This window comes from Micromonospora sp. NPDC048887 (assembly GCF_040649715.1).
GTDB lineage: Bacteria > Actinomycetota > Actinomycetes > Mycobacteriales > Micromonosporaceae > Micromonospora.
In genome coordinates this window covers 13,143-35,238 of the sequence record NZ_JBEZGA010000011.1, presented here as the reverse complement: position 1 = coordinate 35,238, position 22,096 = coordinate 13,143, and the positions used below count along the sequence as shown (strand labels likewise).

The window sequence follows — 22,096 nt, the reverse complement described above, 5'->3', positions numbered from 1 at the left end:
CTTATCGCCACTGTCACCACACGGTAGCCTCAGCGGGGGCGACCAAGGAGCGCGCGGTGAGTGAAACAGGGCAACCCGGAGCCGCCACCCCGGGAGAGCACGGCGACGGGACGGGCCAGCAGGACGACCCGGCCCGTGCCGGCGGCGGTTGGGCGCCCCCGCCGAACGGCTGGTCCCGCGGCGCTCCGGCGCCCGGCGGCTGGCCCTACGGCGACCTCGGCGGCTGGGCCGCCTCCTCGCCCCGGCACGGCGACCTGCCGGCCCCGCTGCCCGGCCACTCCGCGCCGGAACCGGCCCGCGCCAACGGCCGCCACGTCAACGGCGTGCACCACGCCGGTGAGGAGTCGCCAGTGACCCGCCAGGCGCCGGTCAGTGCCCCGCCCGCGGACGAGCCGCCCCGGCCCGCCGACGGCGAACGGCTGGCCGTCCCGGCCCCGCGCCCGGCGCCCACGATCGAACAGCAGACCGACCCGGGCGACGTCACCGGCTCCCGGCACGCCGCCGACGACCCGGCCACCCGGGCGCCGCGCTGGGCCGACAGCGGGCCGGCCTCCGCGCCCCCGGCCCTCCAGGTCCCGCCGGTCGGTGCCGCCGCCTCCGGTTTCGAGGTGCCGCCGGGTTTCCACGCGCCGAACACCGAATCCACCCCGTCACTGTCCCGGGGCTGGGCCGACCGGCCGGTCACTCCGGCGCCGGCGGCGAGCCGGCCGGAGCACGCACCGGGCGAGGTCCACCCGCCCGAGAGCCGGGCGGCCGCCGCCGAGCCGCGGGCCGCCGCCGATCCTCAGATGCCGGACGACCCGCGGGCCGCCGAACCGGACTGGTCGGGGCCGTCCTGGAACCGCCCGAGCTGGGGTGACGGCTGGGCTCCGCCGTGGGCCCGCACCGACGAGCCGCCGGCTGACCGGTCCGAGGAGCCACCGGCCCGCCGCACCGAGGAGCCCGCCGCCGAGCGGCGGGAGTGGGCGGACGACAGCGCCGCCCACCGCACCGTCCGCGACGACCGCGCGGCCGAGTGGGCGCCCGAGCCGGTGCGGCCGTACGAGCCGGCCCGCGTCGAGCCGCCCGCCGCCTACGAGCCACCCCGGCCCGAGCCGGTACGGGGATACGAGCCGCCGCGCGCCGAGCCGGTCCCCGCGTCCGAGGCGGCGCGGTCGTACCAGCAGTCCGCCGGTCCCGAGGCGGCGCGGTCGTACCAGCAGTCCGCCGAGTCCGAGGGGCCCCGGCAGTACGAGCCGGGTGCCGGGCCCGAGCCGGCGCGCGGGTACGAGCCGCCGGCCGGGCCGGAGCCGACAGTCGAGGCGACCCGGCCGTTCCGGCTGCCGCGGGGCGACGCCGAGCCGCCGCGCGGCTACGAGCGACCCTCGTGGGCCGCGCCGCCGGTGCCGGTCCCGCCGCTGATCACGCCCCCCGGTCCCGGGCCGGCGAGTGTCCCGCCCGCGCCCGGTGCGCCGCCGGTAACCGGTGCGCCGCCCGCGCCCGCCGGTGGATACGCCCCGGCGCCCGCCGCCGAACCGGCGGCCACCGCCCCGCAGGTCTCCGGCGTTCCCGCCACGAGCGGCACGCCGCGCCCCGACCAGACCCCCGCGCCCCACCCGACGAGCGCCCCTCCCTACGCGGCCCGCCGGTCCGCACCGGAACCGGTGCCGGCCGCCGACGCGGTCGCCGAGCCCCGACCGGAGGAACCGTCCCCCGTGCTGCCGCAGCGCGTCCCCTCGGAACCGGACGTGCCAGTCGTGCCGGAGCCACCGGCAGTGGAACCGTCCGCCGAGACCCCCGAACTCGCCCGCATCGCCACCCACCTGCGCCGTGACGACGAACCCGCGCCACTGCGGGAGCGGCCGGAGGGCTTCGACGTCAACGCGATCCTCGACGCGGTCCGGGAGGTGGCGGGCGTACGCGACGCCGCGCTGCGCCGTACCCCGGCCGGCGCGCACAGCCTCCGGCTGGACCTGTCCGACGGCGCGGACCCGGCCGAGGTGAGCCGCCTGGTGGCCCGGCTGCTCCAGGAACGGATGGGCCTGGCCGCCGCCCCGCAGAACCTGCCCGGTGCGCCGGCCGTGCCGCCACCGGCCCAGTTGCGCCGCCGGTCGGCCCGGCTGGACCGCTCCGGTGAGACGCGCGCGGGCGAGACCCGGGCTCCCGGGGCGCAGGCCACGCCGGGCGAGGCCCGTGCCGCGCAGCCCGAGCCCCGTGCCCAGGCTCCCAACGGTGACGAGCCGGGCGGCGACGAGACGCCGGCGCGTACCGGCGTGGTCCGTCCGGCCGCGAACCGCTCCGGCGACGCGCGGTTCGGCGCGGACCGGCTCGTGCGTCCGGCCGAGGCGTCGGCCGACGGGGACGAGCCGCCGCGCCGCCGCCGTCAGGCCACCCACCGGGGCCGGGCCACGGTGGACGAGACGTCGCTCGCCGCCGCGCCGACCGGCATGTCCACCGGCAGCCCGGTCACGCTCGGTACGTCGTACTCCGGTGGTCAGATGACCACGACGGAGACCGCGCCGTCGCGGCCGCTGGACACCGGCGGCCTGCCGGGCCCCCGGGTGGTGATCGAGCACGTCCTGGTGAGCACGTTCGGCCTGGACGCCACCACCGAGGTGCGCCTGGTCGCGGGCGACCGGACGGCCGAGGGCCACGCGACCGGGCCGGCTGTCGACGGGTACGTGCTGCGGCTCTGCGCGGTGGCCGCCGCCGCCGCGGTGGACGAACTGCTCGGTGGGAGCGTCCCGGCCGGTGAGCGGGGCCGCTGCTTCGTGGAGCACGCCGCCGTGGTGCCGTTCGGCAACTGCGAGGTGGCGACTGTCGTGGTGCTGCTGGTCTGCGACGGCTGGGTGGAACAGCTGGCCGGCTCGGCGCTGGTGGCCGGGGATCCCCGGCAGGCGGTCGTGCGGGCCACGCTCGCGGCGGTGAACCGGCGGCTGGAGGCGCTGCTGTCCTGAGCGCCGGTGTGCGGTACGACAGTGCGGTGTGCGGTACGCCGCGGGCGGGGAAGACTGGAGACATGAAGCGCGCCGCACTGTGGCCGGAGCAGAGCCTTCCCGCACACCACGTCCCGCCGCCCTGGCCCGGCCGGCACGTACGCCTCGACGGCACTCTCGTGCACGTCCGCGACACCCCGGCCACCGGGCCCGGCGCGGAGCCCGCCCTGTACGTGCACGGGCTCGGCGGGTCGGCGCAGAACTGGACCGACCTGGCCGGCCTGCTCGCGGACCGGCTGGACGGCCAGGCGATCGACCTGCCCGGGTTCGGGCGCAGCGAGCCCGGGCCGCGCTACACCATCCCGTCCTTCGCCGAGCGGGTGATCAGCTGGATCGAGCACAGCGACAGGGGGCCGGTGCACCTGTTCGGCAACTCGCTGGGCGGCGCGATCTCGGTCCGGGTGGCGGCGCTGCGCCCGGATCTGGTCCGCACGCTCACCCTGATCTCGCCCGCCCTGCCGTTCCTGGACTTCCGGCGCTCGTTGCAGGGGCGGATGCTGCCGTTGCTGGCGATCCCCCGGGGCGAACGACTGGCCGCCTGGCGGCTGGCCCAGTTCAGCCCGGAGGTGACGGCGCAGCAGGTGATGGAGGCGTGCGTGGCCGACCTGACCCGGATCAGCGAGCAGCGCCGGCAGGAGGCGATCGACGAGATCCGGGTCCGGTACGAGGCGGCCCACTACGCTGCCGCGTACGTGCGCACGTTCCGGGGCCTGGTCGGTAGCTTCCTGCGGTCGTACCTGCCGGGTGAGGGCGCGCTCTGGCGGCAGGCGGCGGCGGTGCGGGCGCCCACGCTGGTGGTGGGCGGGCGGCAGGACCGGCTGGTCGACGTGCGGGTGGCGCCGCAGGCGGCCCGGGTGATCCCGGACAGCCGGCTGCTGATGCTCGACGGCGTCGGGCACGTGGCGCAGCTGGAGGTGCCCCGGACCGTGGCGCGGGCGGTGCTGGGGTTGCTCGCCGAGGCGACGCCGTCGCGCGTCACCGGCACGGGGGAGAGCGGAACGGGGCGTGACATGGCAGGCTGAGCCGGATGCCCCGCTCCCGTTCCTCCTTCCCGCACTGGCGTTCCGCGCTCGTGGTCTGCGCCTTCGTCACCGCCGCCGCGGTCGGCGTCGGCGTGGCCGTGCAACTGCCGTCGGCGGGTGCGGGCACCCGGGGCACCGACGGGTTCGTCGCCCAGCCTCCGGTCCCGACTGTGGCGCCGTCGACGCCGAGCGTCCCGCCGTCGCCCTCGGTGGTGCCCAGTTCCCCGGCCGCGCCGGTGCTGACGCTGTCCGGCCCGGGGCCGGCGAAGGGGCGGGGCAGCTTCGCGTACGACGACCGGACCAGCGGCGTGCTCGGCCGCTCGGGGCCGCTGCACCGTTACCGGGTGGCTGCGGAGAACGGCTCCGGCGAGGAGGTCCGCGACTTCGGCGAGGCGGTGCAGCGGGCGCTTGCCGGTCCGGGTGGCTGGGCCGGTGGCAGGCTGCGGTTGCAGCGGGTCGGCCCGGACAGCGGGCACGACTTCACGATCTACCTGGCGACCCGGGAGACGGCCCGGCGGCTGTGCGGGGCGGGCGGGATCGACATCCGGGTGGGCGGGGTGCCGTACACGTCGTGCCGGGTGCCGGGCAGGGTGGTGATCAACCTGGACCGGTGGCGGACCTCGGCGCCGCACCTGGTCGCCGCCGGGATGCCGCTGGACACCTACCGGCTCTACGTGGTCAACCACGAGGTGGGTCACCAGCTGGGGCACCGGCACGAGGGGTGCCCCGGCGCGGGCCGGGTGGCACCGGTGATGCAGCAGCAGACGCTGTTCCTCAAGGGTTGCCGGCCGAATCCGTGGCCCTACGTGGCCGGGAAGCGGTACACCGGGCCGAGCCTGTGATCGTCCGATCGTGAGGAACATTCGCGGCATAGGCGGCAAAAGCAGCTAAATGCCCGAATTGCATGGCACGCTGAGGTCATGACCTCGTCGTACCCCTACGACAGACCTGCCGCGCCGCCGCCCGAGCGTCCCACCCTGCGCCGGATGCGCCGTCGCCGTCGCCGCTCGGTGCTGCTGCTGGCGATGCTGCTCGCGGCCGTCAGCGGCGCGTTGGGCATCGCCCGGCTGAGCGCCCCTCCGGCCGGGCGCACGCAGCTGCCGCTCGCCGCCGAACCGTCGTTGGCGCGCGGCGCCGAGCCGGACCTCCCGGCCCCGGCGCCGACCGGCTACCCCACCGCCGGCCCCGGCACGTTCGCGGTGGCCCAGGGCCGATCTCCGGTACGCGGACACGACGGCCCGCTGCGCCGCTACCGGGTCGAGGTGGAGCAGGGTACGGGGCAGGACGCCGACGGCTTCGCCGCGACAGTGGACGCGGTGCTGGGCGACCCGCGGAGCTGGATCGCCTCCGGGGAGCTGCGGGTGCAGCGGGTGCCCGAGGCGGCGGCGGCCGACTTCACCGTCTACCTCGCCACCCCGGTCACCTCGGAGCGGATGTGTGCCGAGGGCGGCCTGCGCACCGACCGGTACACCTCCTGCCGGCTGCCCGGCCGGGTCGTGCTCAATCTGGCCCGCTGGATGACGGCGGTGCCCGACTACGGCGCCCCGATCGAGGTCTACCGCACGTACGTGATCAACCACGAGGTCGGGCACGAGTTCGGCGAGCTGCACGAGGCCTGCCCCGCGCCGGGGGCGCCCGCGCCGGTCATGCAGCAGCAGACGTACGGGCTGGACGGCTGCGTGCCGAACGCCTGGCCGTACGTCGGCGGGATCCGCTACTCCGGCGAGCCCACCGACGGCGTCTGAGTTATTCCCGGTCCCGCAGTTCGGGCGCAGTGTCCCTCATCATGGCCGATCCCCGTCCCGGCGAGCAACAATGGCGCGGTCACACCGCCGATCCCGGGGAGTCCACCGTGTCGTTGCCCCCGCTCGTCGAACCCGCCGCCGAGCTGACCGTAGACGAGATCCGCCGCTACTCACGCCACCTGATCATCCCGGACGTCGGGGTCGAGGGGCAGAAGCGGCTGAAGAACGCCCGGGTGCTCTGTGTGGGCGCCGGTGGCCTCGGCTCGCCGGCCCTGCTCTACCTGGCCGCGGCCGGTGTCGGCACGCTCGGCATCATCGACTTCGACACCGTCGACGAGTCGAACCTCCAGCGCCAGGTCATCCACGGCGTCTCCGACGTGGGCCGGTCCAAGGCCGAGTCCGCCGCGGCGTCGATCCGCGAGATCAACCCGCTGGTCAACGTGGAGATCCACAACACCGCGCTGGACCGGGAGAACGTCCGGGACATCTTCTCCCGGTACGACCTGATCGTCGACGGCACCGACAACTTCGCCACCCGCTACATGGTCAACGACGCGGCCGTGCTGCTCGGCAAGCCGTACGTCTGGGGTTCGATCTACCGCTTCGACGGCCAGGCGTCGGTGTTCTGGGCCGAGCACGGTCCCTGCTACCGCTGCCTCTACCCGGAGCCCCCGCCGCCCGGCATGGTCCCCTCCTGCGCCGAGGGCGGCGTGCTCGGCGTGCTCTGCGCGTCGATCGGGTCGATCCAGGTCAACGAGGCGATCAAGCTGCTCGCGGGCATCGGTGAGCCGCTCGTCGGCCGGCTGATGGTCTACGACGCCCTGGAGATGAGCTACCGCAAGATCAAGGTTCGCAAGGACCCGAACTGCGTGCTCTGCGGCGAGAACCCGACCCTCACCGACCTGATGGAGGACTACGAGGACTTCTGCGGCGCGGTCTCCGACGAGGCGCAGGAGGCGGTGGTCGACTCGACCATCACCGCGCTGGAGCTGAAGGACTGGCAGGACTCCGGCAAGGACATCTTCCTGGTCGACGTGCGCGAGCCCGCCGAGTACGAGATCGTCCGGATCCCCGGCGCGACGCTCATCCCCAAGGGCGAGATCCTCTCCGGCGAGGCGCTGGCGAAGTTCCCGCAGGACCGGCAGATCGTGCTGCACTGCAAGTCCGGCGTCCGCTCCGCCGAGGCACTGGCCGCGCTGAAGGCGGCCGGCTTCGCCGACGCGGTGCACCTCCAGGGCGGCGTGCTCTCCTGGGTCAAGCAGGTCGACCCGTCGCTGCCCGCGTACTGAGTCGCGTCGATGGGCCCGCCCGGTGCGCCGGGCGGGCCCGTCGTGTTCTCCGGGGCCCTTGGCGTGGGCATACGCGGGTCACGCAACCCCCACGGCGACCGGTGGGCCGGGGCGGTCCTGACCGAGCTACCGAGGCGTAACTTCGGCCGCGCCAGTACCGTCGGTGCCGTGGTGGACTTGGACGCGGCGATCGGATTCGTCGTCGCTCACGGTGACGCGGTGGACCGCGCCCGTCTCTCCCGGCTGCGCACCGGCGCTCCGGTGCCGCCCGGCGTGCTCGACGCCGCCGAGACCGGGCAGGCGCCCGGCGGCGGCTGGCCCGCCGTCCTCGACGGCGAGGTCGCCTCGATCGACGCGACCTGCTACCGCCTGGCCGAGCTGGACGACCTCGGCGCGCTGGGCCGCCCGGCCGCCCGGCACGCGTTGGACTGGCTGGCCGCCCGGCAACTGCCCGACGGCGGCTGGGACGAGGACCCCTCGCTGGCCGGGCTCGCCCCCGAGTGGGCCACGCCCGGCGATCCCGAGGCCCGGCTCTACCAGACCGCGAACGCGGGGTTCTGGCTGACCGTGGCCGGGCTGGACGCCCGCGCCGCCGGGCCACTCGACCACCGGGTCGGCGGCGCGTACGCCGGTGTGGTGCAGGCGGCGGCGCAGGCGCTGGCCGCGCAGCTCGCGCCGGACGGAAGCTGGCCGTCCTTCCTGCCCGCCGGCTGGCTCGCCGCCGCGGTGCTGCACCGCCAGCGGATGTACTACGAGTCGGCGCGCATCCAGGCGGTGCTGGCCGACCGGATCCCCCGGATGTCCCCGGCCGACGTGGCCTGGCTGGCCGCCACACTGCGCCGGGTCGACGTGGGCGAGGAGCAGTGGCTGCTGGTCTCCGCGCGCCGGCGGCTCGCCGAGACCCAGCGCAGCGACGGCGGCTGGGACAGCGACGACGGCCACCAGTTCGACGTGCACACCACGCTGCGGGCGATCCGCGCGTGCCGCCCGCACACGCCGGAGGCCCCGGTGTCCGGAGCGCCGTTCGTGGTGCCGCAGACCGCCGAGCTGCCCCCGCCACCCGCCGTGCCGATTCCGCGCCGGCCGGCCGTGGCCGCGCCACCACCCTCCGCCGCGCCTCCACCGCCCGCCGCCCCACCGCCTCCTGCCGTCCCGCCGCCACCCGGCGAATCGCCGCCGCCGCACGCGCCGCCGGGATCCGGCCCCGAGTGGTCCCTCGGTCCCGGCCCTGATCCGTCGCCCGGTCCGGACGCCGGGCCCGCGCCGTGGTCGGCCTGGACGGTCCTGCCCGACCTGGCGGTGGAGGACGGCTCGTCGTCGGCGCCGGTGTCCCCGGGGATGCCCCCGCTCGTCGTGCCGCCCACGACACCGGGTGCCCCGGCCACCTCGGCGGACGGGGACCCACTCCAGCTCACATAGCCGGCCGGACCGGTCAGCGCACGTGACCGTCCCCGGTGACCACGTACTTGGTGCTGGTCAGCTCCGGCAGGCCCATCGGGCCGCGCGCGTGCAGCTTCTGCGTGGAGATGCCGATCTCCGCGCCGAAGCCGAACTCGCCGCCGTCGGTGAAGCGGGTGGACGCGTTGACCATGACCGCTGCGGCGTCCACCCTGGCCACGAACCCCCGGGCCGCCCGCTGCGAGTCGGTGACGATCGCCTCGGTGTGGCCGGTGCCGTACCGGCGGATGTGCGCGACCGCGGCGTCGAGCGAGTCGACGACGGCGACCGAGATGTCGGCGGAGAGGTACTCGGTGCCGAAGTCCTCCTCGGTGGCCGCGACCACTGCGTCGGAGTGGGCTGCGACCTCGGGCGTGCCGTGCACGGTCACCCCGGCCTCGGCGAACGCGGCCAGCACGGCCGGCAGGAACGCGTCCGCGACGTCGCGGTGCACCAGCAGCGACTCGGCCGTGTTGCAGGTGGACAGGCGCTGCGTCTTGGCGTTCAGCGTGACCGCCAGGGCCTTGCCGAGGTCGGCGGCGGCGTCCACGTACACGTGGCAGTTGCCCACGCCGGTCTCGATTACCGGCACCGTCGACTCCTCGACCACGGCGCGGATCAGCGACGCGCCGCCGCGCGGGATCAGCACGTCGACCAGGCCCCGGGCGCGCATCAGCTCCTTGACCGACTCACGGGTGCTGGAGTCGAGCAGCTGCACCGCGTCCGCCGGCAGCCCGGCGCCGGCGACCGCGTCACGCAGCACCGCGACCAGCGCCGCGTTGGAGTGCGCGGCCGACGAGGAGCCGCGCAGCAGCGCCGCGTTGCCGGACTTCAGGCAGATCCCGGCCGCGTCGACAGTCACGTTGGGCCGGCCCTCGTAGACGATGCCGACCACCCCGAACGGCACCCGGATCTGGCGCAGCTCCAGGCCGTTGGGCAGCGTCGAGCCGCGTACCACCTCGCCCACCGGGTCGGGCAGCGCGGCCATCTGGCGCAGCGCGTCGGCGATGGCGGCGACCCGGCCCTCGTCGAGCGCGAGCCGGTCCAGCACGGCCGCGGACAGCCCGGCGTCGCGCCCGGCCGCCAGGTCCGCCGCGTTCGCGGTCAGGATCTCCGGGGTACGCGCCACGAGCGCGTCGGCCATCGCGTGCAGCGCGGCGTCCTTGACGGTACGGGTGGCCGTGGCCAGGGCTTCCGCCGCGTCCCGGGCTCGCCGGGCCTGCTCGACGACGCTCATCGTGCGTACTCCTTCGGACGGGGTTCAAGGAGGGGCCCCTTCTTAACAGACGTCTGTTAAGAAGGGCCCCTTGCTTACAGCAGGACCAGGTCGTCGCGGTGGACGACCTCACGTTCGTACGCCGGGCCGAGCGCCGCGGCGAGTTCGGAGGTGGACCGGCCGAGCAGGCCGGGAAGCTCCACCGCGTCGTAGTTGACCAGGCCCCGGGCCACCGGCGCCCCGGCGGTGTCGACCAGGTCCACCGGGTCACCGGCGGTGAACGCGCCGTCGACGGCGGTGATGCCGGCGGGCAGCAGCGACTTGCGGCGGCCGACCACCGCCTGCACCGCGCCCGGGTCGAGGTGCAGCCGGCCCCGGGGGGCGGTGGCGTGCGCCAGCCAGAACAGACGGGCGGCGGGGCGGCGGCTGCTCGGGTGGAAGTACGTGCCGACCGGCTCCCCGGCGAGCGCCGGCGCGGCCAGCGGCGCGGCGGTCAGCACCACCGGGATGCCGAAGCCGGTCGCGATGCGGGCCGCCTCGACCTTCGTCACCATGCCGCCGGTGCCCACCCCGGCGCGGCCGGCCCCGCCGACGTCCACGCCCGCCAGGTCGCCCTCGCCGTGTACCTCGGTGATGCGGGTGCTGCCCGGGCGGGCCGGGTCGCCGGTCCAGAGCGCGTCGACGTCGGAGAGCAGCACCAGCAGGTCGGCGTCCACGAGCGCGGCGACGAGCGCGGCCAGGCGGTCGTTGTCGCCGAACCGGATCTCCTCGGTGGCCACCGTGTCGTTCTCGTTGACGATCGGCACGGCGTGCAGGTCGAGGAGCTTGCGCAGCGTCCGGTACGCGTTGCGGTAGTGCGCCCGCCGGGTCACGTCGTCCACGGTGAGCAGCACCTGCCCGACGGTGCGGCCGTGCCGGGCGAACGCGGCGGCGTACCGGCCGATGAGCAGGCCCTGGCCGACGCTGGCGGCGGCCTGCTGGGTGGCCAGGTCGCGCGGGCGCCGGGGCAGCCGCAGCGGGGCGAGCCCGGCGGCGATCGCGCCGGAGGAGACCAGCACCACCTCGCGTCCGGCGGCGGCGAGCCCGCCGAGCGTGTCGACGAGCGCGTCGACCCGGGCGTCGTCGAGGCCGCCCGTCGCGGTGGTCAGCGAGGACGAACCGATCTTGACCACGATCCGCCGGGCCGAGGTGACTGCTTCGCGCACCCGACCATTCTGCGCGCTGCGGTCTGCCGCGCCGCGGCGCGTTCCCATATCGTGGCAGCTCGTGACACCTGACGAGTACGTCGAGGCGGTGCTGGCGCTTGTCGAGCGGATTCCGCCGGGGCGGGTGATGTCGTACGGGGCGGTGGCCGACGCGCTGGCCGACCGCTCGGGGCGGGCGTCGCCACGGCTGGTCGGCTCGATCATGGCGCGGCACGGTGGCGGCGTGCCGTGGCACCGGGTGGTGAACTCGGCCGGCCGGCTGCCGCCGGGTCACGAGCGCAAGGCGCGGGAACGGCTGCTCGCCGAGGGGTGCCCGCTGCGCGGGGACCGGGTGGACCTGGCGGCGGCGTCCTGGTCGCCGGACGAGGGGATGTGACGCGGGCCATAACGTGAGTAGCATTCGGCGCCATGACAGCTTCGGGCCTGCCCCGCCGGGTGCACCTCGGGTACGCACTGGGTTCCCTGGTCACCGGCGCGTTCGGCACCGTGCCCGGGCTGCTCCTGCTGCCGTACCTCACCGACACGCTCGGCGTCGCCGCCGGACTGGCCGCCCTGCTGGTGCTGCTGCCGAAGGCGTGGGACGTGCTGGTCAACCCGGTCGCCGGGCGGATCTCCGACCGGACCCGCTCCCGCTGGGGCGCGCGCCGGCCGTACCTGCTCGGTGGCGGGCTCGCGCTAGCGGTGCTGTTCGCCTCGATCTTCGCCGCGCCGTTCGCCGACGGTCCGGCCGCCGCCGCGTACGTGGCCCTGGCGTTCCTGGCCACCGCCACCGCGTTCGCGTTCTTCCAGGTGCCGTACGTGGCCATGCCGGCCGAGCTGACCGCCGACCCGGCGGAGCGTACCCGGCTGATGACCTGGCGGATCGCGGTGCTGGCGCTGGCCATCCTGGTCTCCGGCGCGGTGGCCCCGGCGGTGGTGAGCGCGGGCGGCGACGGCGTGCCGGGCCACCGGTGGATGGGCCTGTTCGTCGCCGCGCTGATCGTCGCCGGCACGATCGGCGTCTTCCTCGGCACCCGGTCGGCGCCGACCGGGACGGTGGGGGAGAGCGAGCCGAGCCTGCGCGCGCAGCTCGCTGTCGCCACCGGCAACCGGCCGTTCCGGGTGCTGCTGATCTGCTTCGTGATCCAGTCCGCCGGGGTGGCAACCGTGCTGGCCGGGGTGAAGTACTTCGCCGACCAGGTGCTGCGCGAGCCGGACAGCGGCCCGACGCTGCTGTTCGCCTGCTTCGTCGCGCCCGCGCTGCTGGTCATGCCGCTGTGGTCGCGGGCGGGCGCGCGGCTGGGCAAGCGGACGTCGCTGGTCGCCGCGTCGCTGATCTTCGCGGCGGGAGCGCTGGCCCTGGTCGCCGCGCCCGCTCTGCCCGCCGCCGCGGCCTACGCGGTGGTCGCGGTGATCGGCGTCGGGTACGCGGGCCAGCAGGTGTTCGCGCTGGCCATGCTGCCGGACTGCATCGCGTACGACACCGCGCGCACCGGGCGGCGGCAGGCCGGGGTGTTCACCGGGCTGTGGACCGCCGGGGAGACGTTCGGGCTGGCGCTGGGGCCGGGCATCTACGGGCTGGTGCTCCAGCTCTCCGGCTACGTCTCCTCGTCCACCGGCACCGCCGCCGTCCAGTCCGACTCGGCACGGCTGGGTGTGCTGCTCGGCTTCACCGTGCTGCCCGCCCTGCTCGTGGCGATCCCGCTGGTGCTGCTGCGCGGCTACACACTGACCCCGGCGCAGCTGGCCACCGCCGCACCCGTGGTCGACGACGCCGCGCCGGCCGCGCGGGCGTGAGCGCCGGCCCGTCCCACGAGAGGAACCACCCGATGACCGACACGGTAGGTGTGAGCGCTCTGCCCGCGCGGGGGATGCCCGCGACGGACGTACTAGGCGAGATCCGCGCGCTGCGCGCCGCCGACCGGCCGACGCACGGCGGGCGGCTGTTCGCGTACGTCTACGACCCCGGCGTGGCCGGGCTGGACGAGCTGGCGCAGGCCGCGTACGCGCAGAGCGCGCACGTCAACGGCCTCGACCCGACGGCGTTCCCGTCGCTGCTGGCGATGGAGAACGCGCTGGTCGGCGCCGCCGCCCGGCTGCTCGGCGGCGGCCCCGGCACCGACGCGCCGGACGTGGTCGGCAGCGTCACCAGCGGCGGCACCGAGTCGCTGCTGCTCGCCGTCAAGGCGGCCCGAGACGCCCGTCCCGACCTGGCCGAGCAGCGGATCGTGGCACCGGCCGGCGCGCACGCCGCGTTCGCCAAGGCGGCGCACTACCTGCGGGTCGCGCTGGACACCGTGCCCGTCGACCCGGTGACGTTGCGGCCGGACGTGGCAGCGATGGCCGCCGCGATCCGTCCGGAGACCGTGCTCGTGGTGGCGTCCGCGCCGTCGTACGCGCACGGGGTCGTCGACCCGGTCGCCGAGATCGCCGCCGTCGCGCGGGCCGCCGGGGTGCGCTGCCACGTCGACGCCTGCTTCGGCGGCTGGGCACTGCCCTGGCTGCGCCGGCTCGGCGCGCCGGTGCCGCCGTTCGACTTCGCCGTGCCGGGGGTCACCTCGATCTCGGTGGACCTGCACAAGTACGCGTACGCGCCCAAGGGCGTCTCGGTGCTGCTGCACCGCGATCCGGCGCTGCGCGCGGCGCAGTTCTTCGCGTACGCGGACTGGCCCGGATACACGATGGTCAACCCGGTGATCGCCTCCACCCGGTCCGGTGGGCCGATCGCCGCCGCGTACGCCACGTTGCGCCACCTCGGCGAGGACGGCTACCTGCGGCTGGCCGCCGCGACCCGGGACGCGGTCGCCGGGCTCGCCGACGCGGTCCGGGCCACCGGCGGCCTGCGGCTGATGGCCGAGCCGGAGACCACAGTGGTCTGCTTCACCAGCGACGATCCGGGGCTCGACCTGTTCGTGCTGGTCGACGAGCTGACCGCGCGTGGCTGGCACACCCAGCCCCAGCTCACGTACGCCGATCTGCCGGCAAGTGTCCACCTCACTGTCACCGCGGCGGTGGCGCCCCGGGTGGCCGAGTTCGGCCCGGCGCTGGCCGAGGCGGTCGCGGCGGCCCGCGCCGCCGGGCCGGTCGTGCTGCCGCCGGAACTGCTGGCGCTCGCAGGCAGCCTCACGCCGGAGGCGCTCACCCCGGACATGGTGGCCGGGCTGGCCGGCGGGCTCGGCCTGGCCGGCGGCGCCGGTGTGCCGGACCGGATGGCGGTGGTCAACACGCTGCTCGACGCCGCCCCGGCGCGGCTGCGGGAACGGCTGCTCGCCGAGTTCGTCGGGTTGCTCCAGCGCCCGGCCTGGTGACACGGCGACGCCCGGCCGGCGCGTGGGCGCCGGCCGGGCGGGCGACTGTCAGCTCGCGGCGGCCCCGGTCACCGTGAACGACGTGGTGTTGTCAGACGGGTCCACGTCCTGCGGGTCGTCGGCCCCCCAGAAGTAGCTCCCGGTCACGGTGAGGCGGCCGGTGCCCAGCTCACCCGTGGCCGTGCCGACGGGTGCCCAGAGGAAGACGTCGAAGGTGCGCTCCTCGCCCGGCATGAACCGGCCGCCCGGCACGGAGAACCAGTACGGGAAGCTCGGCGAGTCCTGCGGCTCGATGTGGTGCACCTCCACGCCCGCGGGCAGGGCGGCCTCGACGTTGAGAGCGAAGGTCGGCGCGTCGTTGCCGTAGCGCACGGTGACCGGCATCCGGCCGAGCAGGGTGCCGTCCGGCTGCGGGGCCAGCGTCACCGCGCTGCCCCGGATGCCGAGGTCGGTGTCGACGGCCTGCACGTACGGGCGCGGCTTCCGCAGGCTGCCGCCGGTGGAGCGGAAGAGGGTGGTGAAGCCGGTGGCGTCGGAAGCCGCGGCGGCACCGTCCGGGACGACCTCGATCCGCCCGCCGTTCGCCACCATCGGGTAGCTGCGGGCGGTGGTCCAGACGTGGAACCCGAGCCGGAAGGTGAGGCTCTTGCCCGCCTCGATCTGGTCGCCGCCGCAGGTGATCACCAGCCGGTTCTCCACCAGGCGGTTGTAGAGGCAACCACCGCCGGGCTCGATGGAGGTGAACGACGCCCCCGCCGGCTCGGTGACGACCAGGCTCACCGACGTCGCGGTCGACCGCCGGTTGGTCACCGTCGCGGTGAGCGTCCCGACGTACCCCCTGTCGGTCGGGTCGAGGACGAGCCGCTGCGCCGTGACGCCGACGCGGCCGGTGGCGGCGCTCGGCGCGGCGGTGGCCGGCGCGGCCAGGGCGATCAGTGCGGCGGCCCCACCGAGCAGTGCGGTGGCGGTCCGTGCCGTACGTGTGGTCATTGCTGTTCCTCCCGTGATTCCCCGTTGCCGGACGGCGGCATCTCCGCCCGTCCGATGCCTGTGACACGTCGGGATCCGACGGTCGGTTGCGATCTGTCGGTCAGCCGACTGAGGTCAGCTCGACCTCGTTGTTCTTCCAGTTCAGGTCGCTCCAGTACCGCTCCTGCGAGTCGTAGTGGACGACCCGCAGCGTCGGCGGGCCGCTGGCGGGCACCGGATGGCCGAACGTGAAGGTGTAGCTCCTGCGCTCACCGGCCGGCAGCGGGTCCAGCACGCAGGCGTCGGACCCGTCCGACCGCACGCCCCGGCACCGGTCCAGGTCGGAACCGTTCGGCCGGACGAGGTCGTACCAGCCGGAGAAGCCGAGCCGGGGTACGTCCACCGGCCCCCGGTTCTCCACCGTCACGGTGACGGTGACCTTGCGGATCCCCGCCTTGTCCGGCGGCCCGGCCACCACGTCCCGGGCGGTCAGCACGAGGTCGGTCAGGCGGGGGTCGGTGCCGAACCCGGTGGGTCCGGCGACCTGCCGGAACCGCTCGCCGCTCCAGGAGTACGTCCGCCACTGCCGTTGCGGCGCCCACTCCGGCGTGCTGCAACAGGGCTGGATGTCGGCGACGTGCGCCCGGACCTCCCCGCCGTCCCGCACCGAGAAATCGGTGATGTCACCCATGCCCTCACGGGTGCCGACGACCCGGCCCATGGTGACGATCCGGCCGTCCCGGTCCCGGTCGAGGGCGAGCACCTGCTTGGCCGACGCCTCGCCGATGCGGCAGGCGACGAGGACGACCGTCTCGGTGGCGCCGTCGTCGTCGAGGTCGCCGTACTCCGGTCCGGCCAGCAGCGTCGGGACCGAGTCGTCCTGCGGCCCGGACCGGAGCCGGACGTTGTCGCTGACGCACGTCTTCGGTGCGCCAGCCCACGACACGAGGTCGATCCGGGCCGCCAGGAGCTGGGCCCGGCTGATCCGTCCGTCCGGCGCGCTCCGCGTCGGGGCGGTGGTGCTCGGCGGTGTCGACGGTGGCGGCGACGTGCTCTCGGACGGAGTCGGGGTGACTGTCTGCGCGGGCACCGGGGGCGGTCCGGGCCTCCGGTTCAGGGCGGCGTTCGCGCCCACCGGGATCACCACGGCGAGCACCACGGCCGCCGCGGTGACCACCGCTGTCCGCCGGCGGCGGTGCCGGACCGTGCGCCGGACCGCGGCAGTCCCGGCCGGGTGCACCACAGGCGTGTACGCCGTGCGGAACTCGGCGAACTCGCCGCCGATCAGGATGTCGTCGGGCTCAGTCACTGTGGTTCACCTCGCTCGTGGTGGTGAGCTTCGCCGCCAGCGCGGCCCGCCCCCGGTACAGCCAGGACTTGACGGTGCCCTCCGGCACGTCCTCCTGCGCCGCGATCTGCGCGACGCTGAGATCGGCCAGGTAGTGCAGCACCACGGCGCGGCGCTGATGCGGCGGCAGTTCGGCCAGCGCGGCGGTCAGCGCGACCCGATCCGGCCCCGGCCCCGGCACGTACTCCTCCCGCTGGCGGTGCAGCCACGCCTGGGCCGTCCGCAGCCGCCGCCAGCGGCTGGTGGCCAGGTTCCAGGCCACCCGGCGGACCCAGGCCACCGGATCGTCGTAGCGGGACACCCGGGACCAGCGGGCGAACGCCCGGCAGAACGCCTCCTGCACCATGTCCTGCGCCTGGGACAGGTCACCGCAGTAGGCGGTGAGCTGAAGCGTCAGGGACCGGAAGTGTGCGTGGTAGAGCCCGTCGAAGTCGACCGCCTCGCGCCTCTCGACGCGCCTCGCTGTCCCCTCGGGTGGCTCGTCGAGCATCGGCTCCCTCGTCACCGTCACCTGGTCCTCCCCGTGTGCGTACCGCCGACGCGGTCACGTCGGTCACACGCCCTGACGCCCGTACCGGTTGCGGAAGTTGCCGGTCCGGCGCTGTGGTTGACTGTCGGTTCGGGGACAGCGGAACGGAGGCCAGAGATGCAGGTGCCGGCCGTGCTCGGCGAGCCGATCCGGTTCGTGCTGAACTGGGGCCGCCGCTACTCGCTCTGGGTCTTCAACTTCGGCCTTGCCTGCTGCGCCATCGAGTTCATCGCGACCAGCATGGGCCGGCACGACTTCATGCGGCTCGGCGTGATCCCGTTCGCCCACGGGCCCCGGCAGGCCGACCTCATGGTGGTCAGCGGCACCGTCACCGACAAGATGGCCCCGGCGGTCAAGCGGCTCTACGACCAGATGCCCGAGCCGAAGTACGTGATCTCGTTCGGCGCCTGCTCCAACTGCGGCGGCCCGTACTGGGACTCCTACTCGGTGACGAAGGGCGTCGACCAGCTCATCCCGGTCGACGTGTACGTGCCCGGCTGCCCGCCGCGCCCGGAGGCGCTGCTGCACGGCATCCTCCGCCTTCAGGAGAAGATCGCCGCCGAGCAGTCCGGCATCGGCGGCGTGGCCCGCCCCGACGCGCTCACCTCCCCGGCGGACGCGGTGGCGCGGCCGGTCGAGTCGCTGACCGCACCCCCGGTACGCCCGCCGGCCGGCTGAACCGCCGGGTGGCGGCGCGGGGCTAGCCTGCGGCCATGACCGACCTCGCGGAGGAGCGCTCCGCATTCATCATCGACGTGCTGACCGAGGAGTTCGGCGCGTCCATGGCGATCGACCCGGCGGCGTTCCGCCGCAAGTTCCGCAAGATGGCGGCGTCACCGTTCGCCTTCTACCGGGGCAGCGCCGCGCTGTTCTACGCCGACCAGCGCGGCGACTTCGGCAGCGACAGGTTCCTCGACGAGCGGACCAGCCGGGTGTGGATCCACGGCGACCTGCACGCCGAGAACTTCGGCACCTACATGAACGCCTCCGGGCAGCTCGTGTTCAACGTCAACGACTTCGACGAGGCGTACGTCGGGCCGTTCACCTGGGACCTGAAGCGTCTCGCCGCCAGCGTGGCGCTGCTCGGCTACGCCAAGGCGCTCTCCGACCGGGTGATCGGCGAGCTGGTGGCGGGCTTCGCGCGGTCGTACCTGGCCGAGCTGCGGGCCATCGCCGCGGGCGGGGACGACGCGATCGGCTCGATCACGCTCGACAACGCCGACGGCGTGCTGCGGCGGGTGCTCCAGCAGGCACGGCTGAACACCCGGGTGGACCTGCTCGCCGGGCAGACCACTGTCGACAACTACGAGCGCCGGTTCTCCCTCGGCGACGGTGTGTACGAGATCGACGACGCCACCCGGGAGAAGGTCTGCGCGGCGTTCGCCGACTACCTGCACACGCTGCCGCAGTCGGCCACCCGGATGCGTCCGGTGGCCACCGGCATCAAGGACGTGGTGCTGCGCAAGGGCGTCGGCATCGGGTCGGCCGGGCTGCCGTCGTACAACGTGCTGCTGGAGGGGCACACCCAGGCGCTGGAGAACGACGTCGTCATCTACATGAAGCAGGCGCAGGTGCCGGCCGTGGCGCGGTACGTCGACGACGAGCGGGTCCGGTCGTACTTCCGGCACCAGGGGCACCGCACCGCCGAGTCGCAGCGCGCGTTGCAGGCGCACGCCGACCCGTGGCTGGGCTTCACCGAGCTGGACGGTGTCGGGCAGCTCGTCGCCGAGGTCTCCCCGTACGCGGCCGACCTGGACTGGGCCGACGTGAACGAGCCGGAGGAACTGTCCGGCGTGCTCGCCGACCTGGGCCGGGCGGTGGCCCGCATGCACTCGGTCGCCGACGACGAGTCCAGCCACGACCTGGTCGACTACTCCACCGAGGAGGCGATCGTCGCCGTGGTCGACGCCGAGCCGGAGAGGTTCGTCAACTACCTGGTCGACTTCGGGCACCGGTACGGGATCCGGGCCCGCGAGGACCACCAGCTCTTCGTGGACCTGTTCCGCAACGGCCGGCTACCCGGCATCTGAAGGGCCGGGGCACCGGATCCGGCGCCCCGGCTCACTGCGTGAAGTCCAGCACCGTCTTGATGTCCTCACCGACCGAGGCGTACGCCTGGCGGTAGCTCGACAGCGGCACCCGGCGGGTGATCAGCGAGGTCAGCCACGACTGTTCGGCCTGGGCGAGCGCCTCGGCGGCCATCTCCCAGTGCCGCCGCCCGGCGTTCACCGAGCCGAACACCACGTTGTTCTCCAGCACCAGCTCCCGGTTGAGCGCCCCGGCGTCGAAGTTGACGGTCCGGCCGCCGCTCGACACACCGGTGAGGCAGACGATGCCGGTGGGCGCGGCCTTGCACATGGCGTCCAGCACCACCGTGGGAGCGCCGGTGCACTCGATCACCACGTCGGGCTTCACGTCCAGCTCGGGCACCGGCGCCGTGTGGTACGTCGCCCCGAGCGCCCGGACCAGCTCCGGCTTCGGCCCGGTGGTGTTGCGGTCCAGCACGTGCACCGACAGCCCACGCTGGCTGCCGAGCAGCGCGGCCAGCAGCCCGATCGGGCCGGCGCCGGTGACCAGCACGGTCTGCGGTTTCCACTCGGCACGGCGGCCGATCCGCTCGATGTGGTCCCACGCCTTCGCCACCACGCTCGCCGGTTCCAGCAGCACGCCCACCGAGGCGAGCGCCGGGTCCAGGCCGACCGCGAACTTGGGCTGCAACCGCCAGCGTTCCCGGGCGAAGCCGGGCAGCGCCTTGATGCCGTGCTCGGTGTACCGCCCGTTGCGGCACATGTCCCACTCGTCCACCGCGCAGTTCGCGCAGGGCACCGGGTCGGGGTGGCGGACCACGCCCGCGACCAGGTCGCCGGGCTGCAACGTGCCGGTCGGGTCGTCCAGCACGCGACCCAGCGACTCGTGCCCCAGCACCAGCCGATCCTGGCCCGGCGGCGCCTCGCCGTACTCGCCGGCCACGATCTCGTGATCGGTGCCGCACACACCCACCGCCAGCGCCTCGACCAGGATCGCGCCTTCTTCCGGCGGCGGCTCGGGCCAGTCCTCGGCGAGCCGCAGCGAATCCGGGACACCGGGGGTCACAGTCACAGCGCGCACGGACCCATCTTTCCGCGCGCTGCCGCCGCGCGTCCGGCAAAGCGACGATCCGGCCCGGGCGGCCCGACCCGGTCCGCAGCCGTCGGCCATAGGATCAGCGCATGACTCCGGAAGAGGTCGGCTCGCGAGTGGTCGCGCTGCTCGCGCCCGTCGAGGCCACCGCGTCCGTGTCCGGCGGTCAGGGGTACGCCCGCGCCACCGTCGACGTACCCCCGGCGAGCTGGGCGGACGCGGTGCGTGCGGCACGCGACGACGCCGAGCTGGATCTCGACTTCCTGGACTGGCTGTCGGCGGTGGACGAGCTGGCCGACGGCTTCGACGTGGTGCTGCACCTCTGGTCGGTCCGGCACCGGCACGGGCTGCTGCTGCGCACCCGGGTGCCCCGCGACACGCCTGTCGTCGCGTCGGTGGTCGGCCTGTTCCCCGGCGCCGCCTGGCACGAGCGCGAGACGCACGAGATGTTCGGCATCGACTTCGCCGGCCACGGCGAGCTGCGACCGCTGCTGCTGCCGCCGGAGTTCGAGGGGCACCCGCTGCGCAAGGAGTTCGTCCTCGCCTCCCGGGTCGCCAAGCCGTGGCCTGGCGCGAAGGAGCCGGGCGAGTCGGAGGCGGGCGGCGGACGCCGGCCGGTCCGCCCGCCGGGCGTGCCCGCGCCGGGGGAGTGGGGCACGACGCCCACGCCGGCGGGTGCGGCTGGTGCCGGTGAGGGCCCCCGCGGGGGTACGCCGGCCCGCCCGGCCCGGGAACGCCCGGCGCGGCCCGCCCCGGGTGAGCGCCCGGCGCGGCCTGCTGCCGCTGAGCGTCCGGCGCGGCCGACTGCCGGGAATGCTCCGGAGGGGCCTGTTTCCGGGGAGGCCGGGGCGGGGTCCGCTGCTGCTCCGGCGGCCGGTGAGGCGGGTCCGCTCGGGCGGCCGCTGCCGGGGGAGCGGCCGACCGGGCCGCCCCGCCAGGAGCCGGAACCCGGCGCGACGGGGGAGAGCTGATGCCGGACTGGCTGGAACTGGTCCTGCGGGTGGCCGGAGTGCTTGTCGCGTTCCTCACCCTGCCGCTGATCGTGGGCCAGGCCGAGCACAAGGTGATGGCGCACATGCAGGGCCGGCTGGGCCCGATGTACGCGGGCGGCTTCCACGGCTGGGCCCAACTCGTGGCCGACGGCATCAAGTTCGTGCAGAAGGAGGACGTCACCCCGCGCGACGCGGACCGGCCGGTGTTCCGGCTGGCGCCCGCGGTGGCGCTGGTGCCGTACCTGCTGGTGCTGCTGGTCATCCCGCTCGGGCCGGGTGACCTGGTCGCCCAGCCGCTGGACATCGGCCTGTTCTTCGTGCTCGCCGTGGTGGGCGTCGGCGTGCTGGCCGTGCTCATGTCCGCCTGGGCGTCGGCGAACAAGTACAGCCTGCTCGGCGGGTTGCGCGGCGCGGCCCAGCTGCTCGGGTACGAGCTGCCGCTGGTGCTGGCCGCCGCCTCGGTGGCGATGGCGGCGGGCACGCTCAGCCTGCCCGGCATCGTGGAGGCGTGGCAGCCGTGGTGGCTGCTGTGGCAGGCGCCGGCCATGGTGATCTTCTTCGTGGCCGGGCTGGCGGAGATCCGCCGCCCGCCGTTCGACATGCCGGTGGCCGACTCCGAGCTGGTGTTCGGCTACATGACCGAGTACACCGGCCTGCGGTTCGCGTTCTTCCTGCTCGCCGAGTACGTCGGCATCGTGGTGATCGCGGCGCTGACCACTGTGTTGTTCCTCGGTGGCTGGCAGGGTCCGTTCGCCGACGCGCAGCTCGGCTGGCTGTGGACGCTGCTGAAGGTCTTCGCCGTCGCCTTCGTGATCATCTGGCTGCGGGTGAGTTACCCGAGGCTGCGTGAGGACCAGCTCCAGCGCCTCTGCTGGCTGGTCCTGGTCCCCCTGGCCCTGGCCCAGCTCGTCCTGACCGCCGCAGTCCGCCTGGCCCTCTAACCCGCCCTCCCCACCTCCCTC

17 protein-coding genes and 2 pseudogenes are annotated in these 22,096 nt (G+C 74.9%); 13 read left to right on the top strand and 6 right to left on the bottom strand.

Annotation, left to right across the window (positions count from 1 at the left end; all coding sequences use genetic code 11):
• The first annotated feature begins 56 nt into the window (after nucleotides 1-56).
• The 6 genes and pseudogenes from AB0C17_RS18150 to AB0C17_RS18125 all read left to right on the top strand — a co-directional run.
• Nucleotides 57-2,936: a hypothetical protein gene (locus AB0C17_RS18150; protein ID WP_357479493.1), complete on the top strand. Its 2,880-nt coding sequence runs from the start codon at nucleotides 57-59 to the stop codon at nucleotides 2,934-2,936.
• Nucleotides 2,937-2,998: 62 nt separating this feature from the next.
• Nucleotides 2,999-3,997: an alpha/beta hydrolase gene (locus AB0C17_RS18145; RefSeq protein WP_357479491.1), complete on the top strand. Its 999-nt coding sequence runs from the start codon at nucleotides 2,999-3,001 to the stop codon at nucleotides 3,995-3,997.
• A 5-nt stretch (nucleotides 3,998-4,002) separates the two neighbouring features.
• Nucleotides 4,003-4,839 carry a DUF3152 domain-containing protein gene (locus tag AB0C17_RS18140; RefSeq protein ID WP_357383460.1) on the top strand — a complete coding sequence of 279 codons (837 nt, stop codon included), beginning with the start codon at nucleotides 4,003-4,005 and terminating at the stop codon, nucleotides 4,837-4,839.
• A 78-nt stretch (nucleotides 4,840-4,917) separates the two neighbouring features.
• A complete protein-coding gene (locus AB0C17_RS18135) occupies nucleotides 4,918-5,742 on the top strand; it encodes a DUF3152 domain-containing protein (RefSeq protein WP_357479489.1) in 825 nt (274 codons plus the stop codon).
• A 41-nt stretch (nucleotides 5,743-5,783) separates the two neighbouring features.
• Nucleotides 5,784-7,031 carry an adenylyltransferase/sulfurtransferase MoeZ gene (gene moeZ / locus AB0C17_RS18130; RefSeq protein ID WP_357470009.1) on the top strand — a complete coding sequence of 416 codons (1,248 nt, stop codon included), beginning with the start codon at nucleotides 5,784-5,786 and terminating at the stop codon, nucleotides 7,029-7,031.
• 156 nt (nucleotides 7,032-7,187) lie between these two features.
• Nucleotides 7,188-8,018: pseudogene (locus AB0C17_RS18125) on the top strand (hypothetical protein); the annotation flags it as partial.
• A 445-nt stretch (nucleotides 8,019-8,463) separates the two neighbouring features.
• On the opposite strand, the gene AB0C17_RS18120 reads toward AB0C17_RS18125, so the two are convergent.
• Nucleotides 8,464-9,705 carry a glutamate-5-semialdehyde dehydrogenase gene (locus AB0C17_RS18120; RefSeq protein WP_357479486.1) on the bottom strand — a complete coding sequence of 414 codons (1,242 nt, stop codon included), beginning with the start codon at nucleotides 9,703-9,705 and terminating at the stop codon, nucleotides 8,464-8,466.
• Nucleotides 9,706-9,779: 74 nt separating this feature from the next.
• Nucleotides 9,780-10,937 carry a glutamate 5-kinase gene (proB, locus tag AB0C17_RS18115; RefSeq protein ID WP_357383468.1) on the bottom strand — a complete coding sequence of 386 codons (1,158 nt, stop codon included), beginning with the start codon at nucleotides 10,935-10,937 and terminating at the stop codon, nucleotides 9,780-9,782.
• 13 nt (nucleotides 10,938-10,950) lie between these two features.
• On the opposite strand from proB, the gene AB0C17_RS18110 reads away from it, so the two are divergent.
• From AB0C17_RS18110 to AB0C17_RS18100, 3 genes are read left to right on the top strand one after another with little or no spacing between them, the layout of a single operon-like run.
• On the top strand, nucleotides 10,951-11,265 hold the full coding sequence (locus AB0C17_RS18110; RefSeq protein WP_260039899.1) for an MGMT family protein: 315 nt from the start codon (nucleotides 10,951-10,953) through the stop codon (nucleotides 11,263-11,265).
• A 32-nt stretch (nucleotides 11,266-11,297) separates the two neighbouring features.
• Nucleotides 11,298-12,665: an MFS transporter gene (locus AB0C17_RS18105; protein WP_357383471.1), complete on the top strand. Its 1,368-nt coding sequence runs from the start codon at nucleotides 11,298-11,300 to the stop codon at nucleotides 12,663-12,665.
• A gap of 32 nt (nucleotides 12,666-12,697) precedes the next feature.
• Complete coding sequence (locus AB0C17_RS18100; protein ID WP_357383473.1) at nucleotides 12,698-14,176, top strand: aminotransferase class V-fold PLP-dependent enzyme; 1,479 nt, start codon at nucleotides 12,698-12,700, stop codon at nucleotides 14,174-14,176.
• A 48-nt stretch (nucleotides 14,177-14,224) separates the two neighbouring features.
• Here AB0C17_RS18100 and AB0C17_RS18095 read toward each other — a convergent pair whose 3' ends face one another.
• The 3 genes from AB0C17_RS18095 to AB0C17_RS18085 all read right to left on the bottom strand — a co-directional run bounded on the left by AB0C17_RS18095 (nucleotide 14,225) and on the right by AB0C17_RS18085 (nucleotide 17,004).
• On the bottom strand, nucleotides 14,225-15,166 hold the full coding sequence (locus AB0C17_RS18095; protein WP_357383475.1) for a hypothetical protein: 942 nt from the start codon (nucleotides 15,164-15,166) through the stop codon (nucleotides 14,225-14,227).
• 100 nt (nucleotides 15,167-15,266) lie between these two features.
• Nucleotides 15,267-16,454: a hypothetical protein gene (locus AB0C17_RS18090; protein WP_357474146.1), complete on the bottom strand. Its 1,188-nt coding sequence runs from the start codon at nucleotides 16,452-16,454 to the stop codon at nucleotides 15,267-15,269.
• Nucleotides 16,447-17,004 (bottom strand): SigE family RNA polymerase sigma factor, encoded by a 558-nt coding sequence (locus AB0C17_RS18085; protein WP_357383479.1) that lies wholly within the window; start codon nucleotides 17,002-17,004, stop codon nucleotides 16,447-16,449. Before AB0C17_RS18085 ends, AB0C17_RS18090 begins: the two co-directional genes overlap by 8 nt.
• 135 nt (nucleotides 17,005-17,139) lie before the next feature.
• Between AB0C17_RS18085 and AB0C17_RS18080 the strand changes: the two genes are divergently transcribed.
• Complete coding sequence (locus AB0C17_RS18080; protein ID WP_357383481.1) at nucleotides 17,140-17,700, top strand: NADH-quinone oxidoreductase subunit B family protein; 561 nt, start codon at nucleotides 17,140-17,142, stop codon at nucleotides 17,698-17,700.
• Nucleotides 17,701-17,735: 35 nt separating this feature from the next.
• On the top strand, nucleotides 17,736-19,052 hold the full coding sequence (locus AB0C17_RS18075; protein WP_357383483.1) for a DUF2252 domain-containing protein: 1,317 nt from the start codon (nucleotides 17,736-17,738) through the stop codon (nucleotides 19,050-19,052).
• Between the two features lie 31 nt (nucleotides 19,053-19,083).
• On the opposite strand, the gene AB0C17_RS18070 is transcribed toward AB0C17_RS18075, so the two are convergent.
• Entirely contained in the window at nucleotides 19,084-20,130 is a 1,047-nt protein-coding gene (locus AB0C17_RS18070; RefSeq protein WP_357383485.1) for a glucose 1-dehydrogenase, read from the bottom strand.
• Between the two features lie 101 nt (nucleotides 20,131-20,231).
• Here AB0C17_RS18070 and AB0C17_RS18065 point away from each other — a divergent pair.
• Nucleotides 20,232-20,798: pseudogene (locus AB0C17_RS18065) on the top strand (NADH-quinone oxidoreductase subunit C); the annotation flags it as partial.
• A gap of 314 nt (nucleotides 20,799-21,112) precedes the next feature.
• On the top strand, nucleotides 21,113-22,075 hold the full coding sequence (nuoH, locus tag AB0C17_RS18060) for an NADH-quinone oxidoreductase subunit NuoH (RefSeq protein WP_013288672.1): 963 nt from the start codon (nucleotides 21,113-21,115) through the stop codon (nucleotides 22,073-22,075).
• Nucleotides 22,076-22,096: the final 21 nt, after the last annotated feature.